Origin of the sequence: Bifidobacterium thermophilum, assembly GCF_002846655.1 — a bacterium.
GTDB classification, from domain to species: domain Bacteria; phylum Actinomycetota; class Actinomycetes; order Actinomycetales; family Bifidobacteriaceae; genus Bifidobacterium; species Bifidobacterium thermophilum.
Window position 1 is genome coordinate 164352 of sequence record NZ_PCGX01000007.1, and the last position, 14623, is coordinate 178974.

General features: G+C 59.6%; 10 protein-coding genes and 1 pseudogene. 6 read left to right on the forward strand and 5 right to left on the reverse strand.

The genetic code is table 11. From position 1 onward, the window contains the following. Positions 1-122: 122 nt before the first annotated feature. A complete protein-coding gene (locus CQR48_RS02630) occupies positions 123-1079 on the forward strand; it encodes an SPFH domain-containing protein (protein ID WP_101451913.1) in 957 nt (318 codons plus the stop codon). A 321-nt stretch (positions 1080-1400) separates the two neighbouring features. Here CQR48_RS02630 and CQR48_RS02635 read toward each other — a convergent pair whose 3' ends face one another. Next, positions 1401-2246, reverse strand: a complete 846-nt coding sequence (locus CQR48_RS02635; RefSeq protein ID WP_101451914.1) for a patatin-like phospholipase family protein — start codon at positions 2244-2246, stop codon at positions 1401-1403. 430 nt (positions 2247-2676) lie between these two features. Continuing rightward, entirely contained in the window at positions 2677-3453 is a 777-nt protein-coding gene (gene murI / locus CQR48_RS02640) for a glutamate racemase (RefSeq protein ID WP_015450057.1), read from the reverse strand. A 353-nt stretch (positions 3454-3806) separates the two neighbouring features. Between murI and CQR48_RS02645 the strand changes: the two genes are divergently transcribed. The 3 genes from CQR48_RS02645 (at position 3807) to dapF (ending at position 7020) form a co-directional block, all read left to right on the forward strand. Further along, positions 3807-4883 carry a hypothetical protein gene (locus tag CQR48_RS02645; RefSeq protein ID WP_101451915.1) on the forward strand — a complete coding sequence of 359 codons (1077 nt, stop codon included), beginning with the start codon at positions 3807-3809 and terminating at the stop codon, positions 4881-4883. 408 nt (positions 4884-5291) lie between these two features. Then, entirely contained in the window at positions 5292-5876 is a 585-nt protein-coding gene (locus CQR48_RS02650) for a hypothetical protein (RefSeq protein ID WP_101451916.1), read from the forward strand. 244 nt (positions 5877-6120) lie between these two features. Then, positions 6121-7020: a diaminopimelate epimerase gene (gene dapF, locus CQR48_RS02655; protein ID WP_101451940.1), complete on the forward strand. Its 900-nt coding sequence runs from the start codon at positions 6121-6123 to the stop codon at positions 7018-7020. Between the two features lie 312 nt (positions 7021-7332). Here the strand turns inward: dapF and CQR48_RS02660 are convergent, their stop codons facing one another. Continuing rightward, a complete protein-coding gene (locus CQR48_RS02660) occupies positions 7333-8130 on the reverse strand; it encodes a vitamin K epoxide reductase family protein (protein ID WP_015450062.1) in 798 nt (265 codons plus the stop codon). On the opposite strand from CQR48_RS02660, the gene CQR48_RS02665 reads away from it, so the two are divergent. Next, a complete protein-coding gene (locus tag CQR48_RS02665; RefSeq protein ID WP_101451941.1) occupies positions 8116-9000 on the forward strand; it encodes a PHP domain-containing protein in 885 nt (294 codons plus the stop codon). The genes CQR48_RS02660 and CQR48_RS02665 overlap by 15 nt on opposite strands. 383 nt (positions 9001-9383) lie before the next feature. Here CQR48_RS02665 and CQR48_RS02670 read toward each other — a convergent pair whose 3' ends face one another. Together CQR48_RS02670 and CQR48_RS09295 are read right to left on the reverse strand one after the other, a co-directional pair. Beyond that, complete coding sequence (locus CQR48_RS02670; RefSeq protein ID WP_015450064.1) at positions 9384-9608, reverse strand: DUF3107 domain-containing protein; 225 nt, start codon at positions 9606-9608, stop codon at positions 9384-9386. An 874-nt stretch (positions 9609-10482) separates the two neighbouring features. Continuing rightward, positions 10483-11880, reverse strand: a pseudogene (locus CQR48_RS09295) (phosphotransferase); the annotation flags it as partial. A 1057-nt stretch (positions 11881-12937) separates the two neighbouring features. Here CQR48_RS09295 and CQR48_RS02680 point away from each other — a divergent pair. Next, on the forward strand, positions 12938-14455 hold the full coding sequence (locus CQR48_RS02680; RefSeq protein ID WP_101451918.1) for an ATP-dependent helicase: 1518 nt from the start codon (positions 12938-12940) through the stop codon (positions 14453-14455). The last annotated feature ends 168 nt before the right edge of the window (positions 14456-14623 follow it).

The following is a 14623-nucleotide window of genomic DNA, read 5'->3' on the forward strand; positions in this document are numbered from 1 at the left end:
TCTCAGCTTTTGGGAAGCGTGTCTTGAAAATGGCCGGATTCCGGCATTCTGTTCAGTTTCTGATACGATGGAGACGGCTGTTCGCGCAAAGATTGCGCGGAATCGGATGAAAGGAATCCCACATGCCGTTTGTTATCGCCTTGATTGTCATCGTGGTGCTTCTGCTGTGCTCCGCACTGTACGTGGTCCCGCAGCAGCAGGCTTACATCATTGAACGGTTCGGCAAGTTCCATAAAGTTCAGTATGCGGGCCTGCGTATGAAAATCCCGTTCGTCGACCGCATCGCCATGAAAACGAATATGCGGGTCAGCCAGCTGAATGTGAAGCTGGAAACCAAGACCCTTGACAACGTGTTCGTCACCGTGGTCGCCTCCACACAGTTCCGCGTGGCTCCGGAATCCGTCGCCACGGCATACTATGAGCTGCAAGATCCGGCCGGCCAGCTGCGCAGCTACATGGAGGACGCCCTGCGTTCCGCAATACCGGCGCTCACCCTTGATGACGCATTCGCCCGCAAGGACGATGTCGCCGCCGACGTGCAGAAGACCGTCGGCACGGAAATGAGCCGCTTCGGCTTCACCGTCGTCAAGACCCTCATCACCGCGATTGACCCGAGCCCGCAGGTCAAGAACGCGATGGACTCCATTAACGCCGCCCAGCGTGAGAAGGAAGCCACCCGCCAGCGTGCCGAGGCTCAACGCATCCAGATCGAAACCCAGGCCGCCGCGGAAGCCGAGAAGACCCGCCTGCAGGGCGAGGGCCAGGCGAACTATCGTCGTGAGATCGCCAATGGTATTGTCGACCAGATCAAGAGCTTGCAGGCCGTCGGCATGAATATCGCCGATGTCAACAATGTGGTCCTGTTCAACCAGTATCTCGACGTGATGCGCTCGCTGTCCGAGTCCCGCAACGCGAAGACCGTGGTGCTGCCCGCCTCCACGCCTGGCGGGTATCAGGATCTGTACGAGCAGGTCACCAAGGCCATGCTCACCGCCAGCGAAGTCCCGTCCGATGCGGCTGCTGCTGCGTCCACGGCAGCGGCTTCCGCGCGCCCGGCCGGTATGGCTCCGCTCAATTAGTGCAGAGCACGGATGTCCGCGCCCTCGCTCAAATTCGGGCGCGACGCGGATTCCTTGCCAGTGGCGGGTTCCAGACGCTTGTGATGTCTGGAACCCGCCACTTGTTATGTGTGCCGATTCATGTGTGCCGGTGTGTGCCGCGTCAGACTCGGCATCTCGCTCGCGCCTATTTCGGGTCAGCTGATTGCGGGGCGGCCGATTCCGTGGTTGTTGATTCCGGCGCCTCACCTTCCAGATTGCGCTGGCGGGTTGTCAGGATTTTTCGTCATCAACTCGCCAAATCGGCCTCCAGCAACCGTGCGTGATCAGGATTCGCAGCGCTCAGCTCTCCAGGAACGCCGGAATCGCCTCGGCGGCGGCATACCCGGCACGGTACATGCGTTCCAGCCCCTCGAATTTCTTGGTCAGCGTGGACAGCCCGTACAAGGATTCCGGCGCGATGATCAGCGCCTTGCCCTCCTGCTCGTACCGTTTGGCCAGCGCAACCTCGTCGTTATACGTCTGGTACCGGTTGAGCAACCGGTCGGCTGCGGCCGGGTAGGTGCGTTCCAGGATGCGCGAGGGCATGATGTCTTTCTTCTGCTCGCGCAGCACATCCTTGAGCCGGGTGAGGATCACCACAACCCGGTCGTACCCGTCGTCGATGGCTTTCTGCATGGGGATGGGGTCGGCGATGCCGCCGTCAAAATAGGGGACCCCGTCGATCACGTACGGTTCGCAGGCCACAGGCACGGCAGAAGAGGCCTTCATGATGTCGAAATCATCGAAATGGACATCGGACTTGTCGAAATACTTGGGCTGACCAGTTTCGGCGTTACATGCGACGACGGTAAATCTGGTTGGATTCGCCTCGAACGCTTCGAAATCAACCGGATACTCGCCATCGTGGTTTGACAGCGTGCCGTACACGTAGTCAAGCGCGACGAAGTTATGGTTCTTCCTGAAGTTTTGAACGCTTGCGTATTCCTTGCGATTGGCGTACTCGGTGTAGAACTTGTGGCTGCGGTAGGGCTGGCGCGCGATGTACCCGACCATGTTGGCGCTTCCCGCGGAGACACCGTAGCAGTGGTCGAAGTCGATGTGCATTTCCATGAGCCGGTCCATGACGCCTGCCCCGAAAATCGCACGATACCCTCCGCCGACATCGATAAGCGCCGTTTTTGCCATTTCGTCTCCCTCACACCTGGTAATCTCACCGAACGCATGCCTGACATGCGCGCATAATGCGAGCTTACGGGTGAAGCGTGGACAAAGTGGCGACCGATGGCGGAAACCGCGCAGATGATACTGAAGTGTCGCATAGGGGCGCATGGAGGTGCACGTGGTGCATCGGGATGTATGTGGTGGGCCGACTGATGACCACGGTGTCGCGGCTGGTGTCGCCGCTTATCTGCTTGTGGTGCGGCTGCGCGGTTGCACGGCCGGGTGATATGGCGGCAGTTTCGTCGATTGCCCGGGCTATCTGCCCATGGTGCGACTGCCGGATCGCATAGCGGACAGATGCTTCGTTCAGCAGACAGACAGCTGTCGCGGTCCGTCCGATACGACTGGGAAACTGCCCCGGCCATCCGGCCGCAATGTGGCTCGTCGGTTATGATTACCGTGTCAACAGTTGATGCATCAACGTGGTCATCCGTTCGCTTGGGTCCGAATTGGACAGCACGATTGTGCCTTCCGCGTCTTCGGGGGCGAGCTGGCCGAGCGCTTCGAGCACCACGCGCAAATGGTTCACGGTTCCCACGTTTCCGTCGATGATCGCCGTGCTGCTGGGCATGAGCCGACGGAAGTAATCGCGGAAGAACGGGAAATGCGTGCAGCCGAGCACCACGGAATCAATCGTCTCGAGGTCATAGCCGTCAAAATACCCGTGCAGCGTGCGCTCGACCAGCTCGCTGTCGTCAAGCTGCCCGTGCTCCACAATCTCCACCAGCGCCGGGCAAGGCTGTTTGTAAATGACGTTGGTTGAGTTGAACCGAGCCATGAGTTTGGCGAACTTCTGTTCACGCAAGGTCAGTGGGGTGGCGGCAACGATGACATGCTGAGGGACGCCGTGTCCACGGTCGCATGCGACCTTCAACGCCGGTTCCATGCCGATAATCGGGATGGTGAACTGTTCCCGCAGCGCATCGACCGCGGCGGATGTCGCCGTATTGCAGGCGATGACCACGGCTTTGACGCCTTCGCGAACGAAGTTGTTGACAATGGCGAATGCGAGTTTCCGCACTTGTTCGGGAGTTTTCGTGCCGTACGGGGCGTTTGCGGAATCGCCGAAATACAGGACTTGCTCATTTGGCAGGTCTTTCGCGATTTCACGCACAACCGTGATGCCTCCCAACCCGGAATCGAACACGCCGATCGGTGCAGTGGAAGTCATGGTTCCTCCTCAACGATTCATTCAACGACGATGCCGCGTGTCCGCAATCCGAACTGCACGCGCTACCGCAGATAGTAGCATCGTTCCCCAACGGCGTGTTGTAATTGGCGTCTGATGATATGGGCGGATTGAACGGTGCCGCTCGGTACAAAAGCGCATGAATATGCGCAGATAGGTGAACCCGGCTTCGCATGTAGCGAGAATACCTTCGATACAAAGTGCAACTCTGGGCGTGTCGCATTGATATTGTCGAATTATCGGCTTTCGGATGTCATCGCATCCGGGCCATAATGGGTGACAGAGCAGGACATTGCCGCTTGGAGCCATTCACGCCGGCAAGGATAGGGGGAACAATGAAACGTATCAGGTACGTTATTGCGGTTGTCGCAGCCGTGGCTTGCATGCTGCCGGGAACTGCGTTCGCAGCGGGATTCGGAGAGAAGGCAAGCAAGGGAACCTCTGCAGTTCAGCCGTCATCGAGTGTGTCGTCGGAGAGCACGTCATCAGATGCGAAGAGCAACGCCAAAGCCGCGGACAGCGCCTATGAATCTGCGAAACATGACTTAACCGAGGCCCAGAGCGCCTATGATCAAGCAGTTACTGACAACAAGAATGCGAAACAAGCCGCAGATGCCGCGCAACAGCGTGTGACTGCCGCATCAAAAGCGGTTGCCAGCGCGAGCGCAGGGCAGAGGCAAGCCGCCGCAGCCGCGGTGTCGTTGGCAAGCGCGGCTGCAGCATTACAAAGTGCCGAAGCCGCGTATGCGAGGGCTTTGGCCAATGATGCCGCAGTCAGGCGGAACAATCCCGCGGACAGCGATGCCGTCAAGCAGGCGGATACCCAATTGCAGCAGGCAACGCAGAATCGTGATTCCGTACAAGCCGCCAATGATGCGGCACTGGCTGCCAAGCGCGCTGCGGACAGCCAGAGGGACGCCGACGCACCCGCGCTGCGTGCGGCAGCAGCTGAATTGGCAGATGCCACCGTAGCAAAGGCCGATGCCGATGCCAAGCTTGTCAAGAGTGCTGCGACATTAGCGCAGAGCAAGGAACAGTTGGCGAAAGCCAAAGCCGCGCTCGCCCAAGCGGCGACAAACAAGATCGCCGCTGACGCGATGGTCAATCGCGAAAACGCGCCAAACAATAAGACATCATCGAAAGGCACAGTGAGCGCCGCTGCGACGGCTGCTCCGTCGTCCGCCACAACGAGCAACGGCAAGAGAAGTGCTGCGTCTTCCGGCACTAAGAAGACTGCCACATCAACGCCCGGTGGCATTGCAGGGGCTTTGGCGAAAACCGGTATCAGTGCATCAATGCTGGTGCTGATCGTTGTAGCGCTCGCTGGCACGGTTGCGCTCATCTGGTACGCGCGCAAAATCGGTGTGATGTACGCGCAAAGCAAGGAGCATGGCGAGCTCAAACACGCGTGACTGGGGCATGATCACAAGACCGTCTGCTCCCGGGGGTTCTGGTGCGTTTTGTTCTTACCACTGTCGTAGAACTGCTGTGGCCAGAACTCGACGATTGTAGAGCTCGGCAGTATGGCCTGTCGGTATGCGGTGTTCGCCGGACCGCCGGAACGGTGGAAATACTGGCTGTCGACTGAGAGCCGCGAACCCGGATGTCCGGTTTACCGGCTTGCGGTTGTGTGCTCGGATTCGGTTCCCTGCCGGACAAGTTCTACCAGTCAAGTTATATCGGTGGGAACTGCTACCGGTGGGGCTTGCATGGCGTGATACCGCGGATTATCCTGAGTGGTATCGCGGAAATCACCGAGGATTATCGCGGGATTTCAACAGGGGCATTTCAAGATGTCGTCCGACGACAAGGAGGTTGTTATGAATAGCAATGGAGCCTACCGGTCGGTAATCATGCACGTCCTGAAAATCATTGTGGTGGTGGCAAGCTGCCTCTGCATGGTGTTGTGCTCCACGGCATGCGGTCCGGGCGGAGCCACGTCCGCGGACGGTACCGCGTCCGCGCCTGCCGGCGTTTCCTCGTCGGAACCGGTGCAGCCGGATTATCTGAAAACCTATGCGGACTTCACTGTTCCCGGGTTACGCAGCTATGCGGAAAGTAAGATGATGACCGAGTATCGTCCGCACACCGAACTCGGTTCTCGCAAGTTCCGGGGCAACGGTTCCATTAGATTTTCGCAAGACGTTGCCGACGATGAAATGTATTACGCGGTGTTCATGTGCAAACAGACCATGAACAAGCCGGTGAGCATCGGGGTGGAGGATGCCAATGGCTCCAGTCATACCATTCTCCAGGAGGACTGGTGCGTCGAAGGTGTCCAGGCGACCGGGTTGCCTGCCTCGCTGTTCCCGGACGGCACGGCGATGACCGTTACCGCGGCAGGGGCCACCGAAGTCGTCATGATTGTGTACAAATTCAAGGCGAAACTTGCCAACCATGAATAAGCGGTATGTCGTATTCCTGAAGTTGCTCGCTTCTCGATTGTTGGATTGTGGCAACCATTGCGATGGGCGCGGGGCGCGCAGGGACTGTGAATGAAATCCACGTCGTCTGAGATTACCGACCGGCAACCGTTGTGACGGCCGACGCTGCAGTGCTTCTCGTCTGCGTATGCTCATCAACATCCGCATCCGCCCGCTATGCGATGCGCTGTCAGCAATCCTCGCGTCGAAACGCTACAGTGATGGCATGAGCATTCCACACACGGTATACAAAGCGCACGCCACCGGCAATGATTTCGTCATATACGCTGATCCCGACGGCGAATTCGAGCCGACGGCAGACGAGGTCCGTTTCCTGTGCGACCGGCATTTCGGCATCGGCGGAGACGGCCTGCTGCGCCTGACCCACCCCGAGCATGTGGGAGACGTTTCCGCTGATACCGCCGCAGACCTTCATGCCCAAGGCGCTGAATGGTTTATGGACTACCGCAACGCGGATGGTTCCCTCGCTGAAATGTGCGGCAACGGTACGCGTGCCACGGCCTTGTTCGCGCAACGGCTCGGATATGCGCAAGGTGTAGGCGGCGAGCCATTCCGTCTGGGAACCCGTGCTGGGGTGAAAACGCTCGTCTCGCTAGGCGATATGGCCCCATGCGGTCACGATGTGTTCCGTGTGGACATGGGCCCGTGGAAACGTGGGGAGACGGATGCTTTCAACGTGACGATTCCGGGGACTGACGGGTCCGCCCGCGGAACATTCGTGGATATGGGCAATCCGCACGTGGTCAGCGTGCTTGAAGACGGGGAATCCACCCTGCCGGCGGTTGAAGCGCTGAATCTTGTAACCAAACCGGAGGTGGCTCCGGTACTTGAGTCCGATCAGAACGCTGAATTCGTCCGCATCGATTCCCAAGACGCCGGTACGGATACTGGCAAGGCTACAATGCGTGTCAACGAGCGCGGAGTAGGGGAGACCCTGTCATGCGGAACCGGGTTGTGCGCCACAGGCATCACCTTGTTGGCCAAAACCGGCATCCACCATTGGACGATTACCGTGCGCGGCGGCACCCTGCAAGTTGATGTCCGCGACGACCGGGTGTTCCTCACCGGTTCGGCGACACTGGTCGGTCGCATCGATCTGCTGTAACTCGCCTGGTGTGCTCCTCTAATCCTCGCAACGAGCGGACGCAATCATTGGGCGCATTCAGCGCGCTCGCTTGAGATTGGGGCAGCCCGTGTGCACGCCAACCCTTTCTTATACAAACTGGTTACGCTCAGCGGGCGCTGAACGTAACCAGTTTGTATAAGAGAAATCGCTCAAGGCAGTGGCGACGAGGCTGTTGATACGGTACCGCTAGCGACAATTTTGCGCGGACAAGCCCAGCCGAAAACAGCCGGGGCCGTTCGCACTCGTGCAATGCGCCCACCCACCGTGCGATACTGCCGAATGCGGCTCAGCTCACCTGAAAATTGCGCTGCCGTCCTTCACCAAAATCAGCGCGATAATCGCCAGCACCCACACGACATCCGCCATCAGGTCATAATTCAGACGGTAATAGGTGCGCAAACCGCGTTTGCCATGGGGAATATCCTGCACCGTAACCGTCGCATGACTCAACGCCATGAACTGGATGGTCGTCGAGAACATCAGAGCCAAGCACCACGGGCACAACGCGTGGATCACGAACAACGACTGCGTGGTCAGCCAGTAGGAGAACAGCAGCGCGGCAAGCCCGCCGAGCCACGTGCAAGTTGCGAACCAGCGCGGCACGCGCACACGAGCCAGACCAATCACTGCTATGGTCACGAACACGCTTTCCGCCGCAATGCCGAAGAAGGCGTTCGGGAAGCTCAAATCACCCAGTTTCACCAGCTCCGCCTGCCAGGATTGCGCGACCTGCGAGCAGGAAACCACATTGTTGATATCGCAGGCGAGCAGCTGATTCGGCCGGCGTGCGAGTCGAAGCGTCTCGGCGGACAGCATGAACGAAACAAACAGTGCCGCCGCAGAAGCGAGCAGCATGATCAGATACGTCCATGTGCTGCCGTGTCGCCAGCCGGGAATCACCGCATCCTGCTCTGCCGAAGCGCTCGAATTCCGCTGCTGTTGTGGCTTTGGTGTCGTCTGTTCGCTCACGATGCCGCCTTCCTCGCTGGTTACGCTGATTACCGATGTGCCGTGCGCGCCGCGCTTCTGCGCGTGTCGTTGGCCGGTTGCGAATATCCAGCTTACGATGGTGATATGACTCTTGCACATATCGCTGATAATCCGCCATCCGAGGGGTGGGATTTGCACTGTCACACCGTCTTCTCCGACGGTCGGCAGACACCTGCGGATATGGTCCGTGAAGCGTGCGCATTGGGGCTGCACGGGGTTGCGATCACTGATCATGACACCACCGCAGGTTGGAATGATGCGGCAACGGCTGCCACGGAGTACGGCCTGCATCTGGTGCGGGGCACTGAAGTGACGGCGGATGCGGATGGCGTGTCGGTGCATATGCTCGCATACCAGTACGATCCACACAATCGCGAAATCAGCGGATTGTTCGCCAAACTTCGTCGAGCCAGACTTGAGCGCACGAAGCGTATGGTCGAGCTGATTTCCAAGGATTACCCGATTACTTGGGATGATGTGCTCGCTCAGATTCGCGAAGGCGATGAGACGACAGTCGGCCGGCCGCATATCGCGGATGCGTTGGTCGCTGCGGGGGCGTATCCGGATCGCTCGGCGGCGTTCGACGGCGCTGTCGGTTCGCGCAGCCCTTACTACATTCCCACTCCGTCGCCGGATGCCGTCGATGTGGTTCGTGCCGTCAAGCAAGCTGGGGGAGTCAGTGTCATCGCTCATGCCGGCGATCCCAGTCGTAATCCCGTGCTGTTGTCGGACGACCAAATCGGGCAGCTTATCGATGCCGGACTGGACGGGCTTGAAGTGTGGCATCGCGGCAATCCGCCCCAGCAGCGTCGGCGCCTGCTGGATATCGCCTCACGCCACCATCTGCTTGTCACCGGCGGTTCCGATTGGCACGGGCAAGGTGGCAAACCGAACCGATTGGGGGAGAACCTGACCGATGATGAAACAGTCAGGAGCATCGTTGAGCGAGGCACGATTCCGTTGATTTGATTCGTGGCCCAGAGTGTCGGGGGCAATGGCGGCGTGTCTGTGTCCGTGGCGACCCAAGTCCAACGTCCCGACGGCAGGATGGCGGGAAAACAACGACGTAACGCAATGATGCGAGGCGACAACGTACGGTAATGACAATGCCCGGCCTCCCGGTGAGGAAGTCGGGCATTGTTGTCGTTGCTGTGCGACCACGGTCTGCGCAATACCGTCCGCGCAACGGGGGTCGCATAACACAATCCGCGAAGCCCCGCACAGGCCCTGCAGCAGCAGCCCAGCTCTACAACAGAATGCGTACCGTATGCCTACTTGAATTGTGTGATTACGTACCTTGCGCAGCTCACGTATATCCAGAAACTATGCGCGCCGCATGCCTCGGCGCTAACTCACAGCGCGCCGAAACCGACCGCGTGCTTGGTTTCGGAACCGATCAGCGCATAGCCGAGCGCCGCGCCCGGAACCACGATATGCCGGCCCTTGGTGTCTACGAGGTCGATGATTTTGCCATTGGCGACCGCGTCGTCGATAATTGCGCTGATATGCTCGGCTGTATCATCGGAAGTGAAGCTCACCGGCCGTGCCACGTTCTGGATGCCCAGTTCGATGTCCATGTCTGCTCCTGTCGTTGATCCGCGCGCCCATCCTGTGCCTTCCCGGAAGGAAACCGGGGTGTCGTGCGGCTATGTCCTGTGATTCTTGTGTTCTATTGTGCCCGTTGGCGTGCGGTTACGCTTTCGGCGTGGTGTCGGACTGCCCGGCGGCAGCCTCTTCGCCATGGTTGGCATCGGTCGGTTGCCCGGCTGGGCGGTCTTGCTGATCGCGCTGTTCCTGCTCGGCCTGATCAGCTTTGTCTGCCTGGTCGGCATGACCATGGCTGTCGTCTGTGCCGCTTGAAATAACGGGTTCGCTGTGACCGTCACCGTTGTCGTGAGCATCCGATCGCCCATCAGATACCTGATTGCCGGCATCTTGCGGATTGTTGGAAACATCGGATGCTTCGTCGCGGTGGCGTTGCTGACGGGACGCGGCCTCAAGGCTTTCCCGGGCGTCCCGCATCGCGCGCTCCTCACGCTCAAGCAGCGGGATGAGAATGGTTTCCGGAGCATGCTCATCGTCACCGGACTGCTGCTCAGCGGCCCGGAACGCCACGGTTTCGGCGTCGCTGTCGGCGAACCCATCCACGTTGGCATCGCCGTTTTTGCGCACCCGGACGCTAGCGGAAACATACGACCGCGTTTCGCTGATCACATTGCTGTTCTGCCCAATGTACCGGGTCGCTTCCTGCACTTGGAACTGCGCTGATTGCGCACTGCGTGCGGAATGCTGCGCCGACTGCCCTCCACGACCTTCCTCCGGGCGTGCTGCATCAGTGCCGCCATCGTTCGTCTGGTGTGCAGTTCCGCCTTGGATTTCGTTTCGAGCAACGCTTTGCGTGCCCTGGGCGTTTGCAACCGTGATTGTCTCGCTGCGTGTGTCGTCGTCGATGGTCTGGATGGTGCCCGACGCGTTATTCACCTGGATGCCGCGAATTGCGAAGCTCGGCGGTTTGATGGCAATTGTCGGCGCCTCGCTATGCGGGTTGGTAACAGGGCGGCTCGCTGTGCTGTCGCCGGCGTTTCCGGCGTTTCCGGCGTTTCCGGCGTTCTCTGCGTGTACCGGTGAAGATTTCGTGCTGTCCGCCGTCTCGTCGCGTTTGATGGTCGCACGCGCGATTTGCGCCGAACCGGTGCGGTCGGTCTCATTGGTCTGGTCGCTCGGCTCACCGTTTCCGGCGTTCCCGGCTTGTGCCGAAGCATCATTGGTGTTGTCCGCTTCCTGCGCAGCCGCCTTGCGTCGGGCTTCCTCGCGCAGCATCGCGTCACGCCGCTCCCCGGCATCCAGCAGAGTGCCGACTGTGATGGTGCTCGGCGGCTTGCCGTCGGAACGGTGGATTGATGCGGCAGGGGACCGCGATCCGGTCGCAAGGCTCAGCTGGTGGGCGAGCCGTTCGACTTGAGCCTTGAACTGGATGATTTTCTGGCTGTCTGCATCGCTGAGCGCCTGAATGAATTCGCCGACCTGCTCCATTTGCAGCCACAGATTGGCCCGCAACATGATCAGGCTGTCCAGACGCGAACCCAGCATCCGTCCGTATGCCGCCAACACCGCATTGCGGTGCGGTTCGTCAAGCTTGCCGAAAATCCATGCAAGATCGCGTGCCGGATCGTTGATCTGCATGTCTTGCCAGTTGACGATTGAGGTGATCGTCGAGCCTGAGAACAGAATGTCCCCGTCATGGAATCCACCATGCACCAGGCAAGTGGAGAACGACCACAGGCCATCCGTGTCGAGTACCGCCGTCCAGCTTGACGTGATTTCCTGGGGGATATGCCCGGCTTGCCTGAGACGCTTGATCCATGCGACCAGTTGCGCCCTGATTTGGCCGGTTGCATACGCTGGATAATGCTCTTGCGGAATGAACGCCGGATTGAGCCGGTGAATCGCGCCGATCGCCGTGCCGACGCTGGCGCAATCATCCAAGGTCAGCAGGTCAAGTGGCCGTGACATGCCATCGAAATGCGGCGAAACCATGACCGCGGTCGTGCCGGTCGGGCCATGCTCGTCGTCCCCGTCGGAACTGGCGAGTACACGGTCGACGGCGAAACCGAGCGCAGCAGGCTCCTTCGCCCGCTGCAGCGCCTGGGCGGCCTTGATACGCCCGCGCAGATGCTTGCGACCCGCTTCGGTGTCGCTGGCATGCACGTCATACAGGCGTCCTGAGGAGTCCTGTACGACGGCATGGTCGATGCCTCGGGCTTCGTCGGTGGCGTTGCCTTGGTTGCTGGCGCGTACGCCTGCCACGGAAATGTCCGGCATGACGGCCGACGCCAAGGCCGCCAGCATAAAATCGCTTCGCTGATTCACAGTTCCACAGTAATACAGGCAATCGCCTGAATCGAGCAGGATTCGGCATGTTGGGCGGAAAAACCGTGTACAGGAATACGGGCGCGGCATGGATGGAATGACTTGATGGCGATTGTCGGTAAAGTCCAGTTTGGCGTGGTATGGCTCAATTGCGGTCTGCCGGCTCGGCCGGGTATGCATCGATGATGGTCATTCGGCTGGGCTTTTCCTAGGTATTCCGGCTTTTTTCAAGTCGGATGCCTTACATGTATGGGTTCCGTTCTGTTTCTGTGGACTGGATTCATGTTCGGCCGCCGATTTCGGATTCAGTCCTGATACATGTCCTGCCGCGGAATGGCCGGCGGGCTTCATCTGTTGGTATTCCGCCATTCCTTATGGTCCTGTACTCCCGTGTCCGCGGGTCTCTCGGACTGGATTCATGTTCGGCCGCCGATTTCGGATTTGGTCCTGGCGCATGTCCTAGCATGGAATAGCCGGTGGATCTCATCTCTTGGTATTCCGCCATTTCCTATGCCCGGCATTCTCGCGCATACCGGTTTGTGTCCTGTTCTGTGGACTGGATTCATGTTCGGTCGCCGATTTCGGATTCAGTCCTGATACATGTCCTGCCGCGGAATGGCCGGCGGGCTTCATCTGTTGGTATTCCGCCATTCCTTATGGTCCTGTACTCCCGTGTCCGCGGGTCTCTCGGACTGGATTCATATTCGAGCCTCGATTTTGGATTTGGTCCAGCTGCATGCCCTGCCGTGTGATGGCCGATGGGTCTCCTCTCTTGGTATTCCGCCATTTCCTGGGGGTCGGCGCTCCCATATCCGACGATTTGCGCCCTGTTGCCCGGACTGAATCGCTGATTGACATTCGACAACGGGTATAGTCCAAGATTCCAACTGAGCGCCGCTTCAACTCTTGGCTCCCACCGCCCGCCGTGCGCCAACTCGCAATCGCCATGCGCAACGCCAAGCAGGGACACCATCCACCATCCCGCCATCCGTGTCAAGTTTGCACGCGGTCGTGCCGGCTGACACAATAGCGAGGTATGAATGGTTCGGTTGAGGATGATGTGCTCGCAGGCCTCGATGATGCGCAACGCGAAGCTGCCACGGCGTTGGACGGACCGGTGCGGATTGTGGCGTGTGCAGGCGCCGGTAAAACGCGCACCATCACGCGGCGCATCGCCTACGGCTGCCGAACGGGCGCCTGGGATGCCCGAGGAGTCCTCGCCGTCACCTTCTCCGTGAAAGCCGCCGCCGAGATGCGTGCCCGGCTCGGCACGCTTGGTGTCGGCGATGACGTGACCGCGACGACATTCCATTCGGCTGCCCTCCACCAGCTTCGTCGCGTATGGCCGGATGTCTGCGGCGCGCCGTTCCCTCATGTCACCGACCGTCCGCAGGAGCTTACCGCGCGGGCGTTGCGTCGCACGGTGAATCCGGAAGGTCTTGACCCCACCCAGACCGGATTGCCCGCAGTACGCGATGTGCTCGCTGAAATCAACTGGTGCAAGGTGCAGCTCATCGCACCCGACGATTATGGCAGGGTTTGCGCCGCCACTCACCGGCAGCCGCCTATCGGCTTGGAACCTGACCGTTTCGCTGACGTATATACAGCGTATGAACAAGAGAAATCGGCGACAGGGCATATTGATTTCAATGACATTCTGCTCATGGCGTGTCATGTGATTGACGATGATGCGGATGCCGCGCGTGCCATCCGCCGTTCGATCCGGTGGCTGACCGTTGACGAATATCAGGATGTTTCGCCGCTTCAGCATCGTCTGCTGACCCGTTGGCTGGGCGACAACCGGAACATCTGCGTGGTGGGGGACCCGGCGCAGACCATCTACTCGTTCGCCGGGGCGAGCAGCTATGACCTGTTGCATTTCACCGAGGAATTCTCGCCTGTCGCTGCGGATATCAGTTTGCGCACTGATTATCGCTCGACACCGCAGATTGTGGGGTATGCGAACCGGATTCTTGCTGCTTCTCCCGAACGCGAGCACTACTTGCGTCTGGAATCCGGCCGTGGTGCGGGGGTGCGCGTGGTTCGCACCCAATACGATGACGACGAGCAGGAAGCCCAGGGTATCGCCGCCCGGATTGCAAGGCTTGTAGCACAAGGCGTGTCGGCATCTGATATCGCGGTGCTGACGCGCATCAACGCCCAACAGCAGCATGTATGTGCCGCGTTGCGAGGGCAAGGATTGCGGTTCCGTGTGCGTCGTGATGCCGGTTGGCAGTCGTCGCCGCTTGCCGATGAAACGCAGGAACAAGCGGCGCTGCTTGAGGCCAAGGGGATTGTGAAGGATTCCTCTGCTGTAACGGTATCCACGATTCATGCGTCGAAGGGTCTGGAATTCCCACACGTGTTCATTGTTGGCTGTTCGGAGGGGCTGTTACCGTACGGGTCTCCGGCGCCCGGTGAAGCGCTTGAGGAGGAACGCCGGTTGATGTACGTGGGGGTCACTCGTGCTGAGGATACATTGCACTTGTCGTTTGCAGCCCGGCAGTCGAGCGATACGGGCGCGCGCCGACGCCCGAGCCGTTTTCTGGTGTGACTGCCGTGCGTCTGGATTTAGACGACCGGCGGCTGACCAGCTGCGTCAGGTAAAGGTTGATAACGCCTCAAGGTTTGACGGGATGATGCCGCCGAACGGTCAAGCGGTGGGCCGTGACCGCAAGTGGCAACATCATCCTGTCTATCGTTATGGTCGTCGGAGTCTTAG

What these genes read in the sequence shown, in the direction of transcription:
- CQR48_RS02630 (WP_101451913.1), top strand. Translation starts at nt 123, where the DNA reads ATGCCGTTTGTTATCGCCTTGATTGTCATCGTGGTGCTTCTGCTGTGC.
- CQR48_RS02635 (WP_101451914.1), bottom strand. Translation starts at nt 2,246, where the DNA reads ATGGCAAAAACGGCGCTTATCGATGTCGGCGGAGGGTATCGTGCGATT.
- murI (WP_015450057.1), bottom strand. Translation starts at nt 3,453, where the DNA reads ATGACTTCCACTGCACCGATCGGCGTGTTCGATTCCGGGTTGGGAGGC.
- CQR48_RS02645 (WP_101451915.1), top strand. Translation starts at nt 3,807, where the DNA reads ATGAAACGTATCAGGTACGTTATTGCGGTTGTCGCAGCCGTGGCTTGC.
- CQR48_RS02650 (WP_101451916.1), top strand. Translation starts at nt 5,292, where the DNA reads ATGAATAGCAATGGAGCCTACCGGTCGGTAATCATGCACGTCCTGAAA.
- dapF (WP_101451940.1), top strand. Translation starts at nt 6,121, where the DNA reads ATGAGCATTCCACACACGGTATACAAAGCGCACGCCACCGGCAATGAT.
- CQR48_RS02665 (WP_101451941.1), top strand. Translation starts at nt 8,116, where the DNA reads ATGACTCTTGCACATATCGCTGATAATCCGCCATCCGAGGGGTGGGAT.
- CQR48_RS02660 (WP_015450062.1), bottom strand. Translation starts at nt 8,130, where the DNA reads ATGTGCAAGAGTCATATCACCATCGTAAGCTGGATATTCGCAACCGGC.
- CQR48_RS02670 (WP_015450064.1), bottom strand. Translation starts at nt 9,608, where the DNA reads ATGGACATCGAACTGGGCATCCAGAACGTGGCACGGCCGGTGAGCTTC.
- CQR48_RS02680 (WP_101451918.1), top strand. Translation starts at nt 12,938, where the DNA reads ATGAATGGTTCGGTTGAGGATGATGTGCTCGCAGGCCTCGATGATGCG.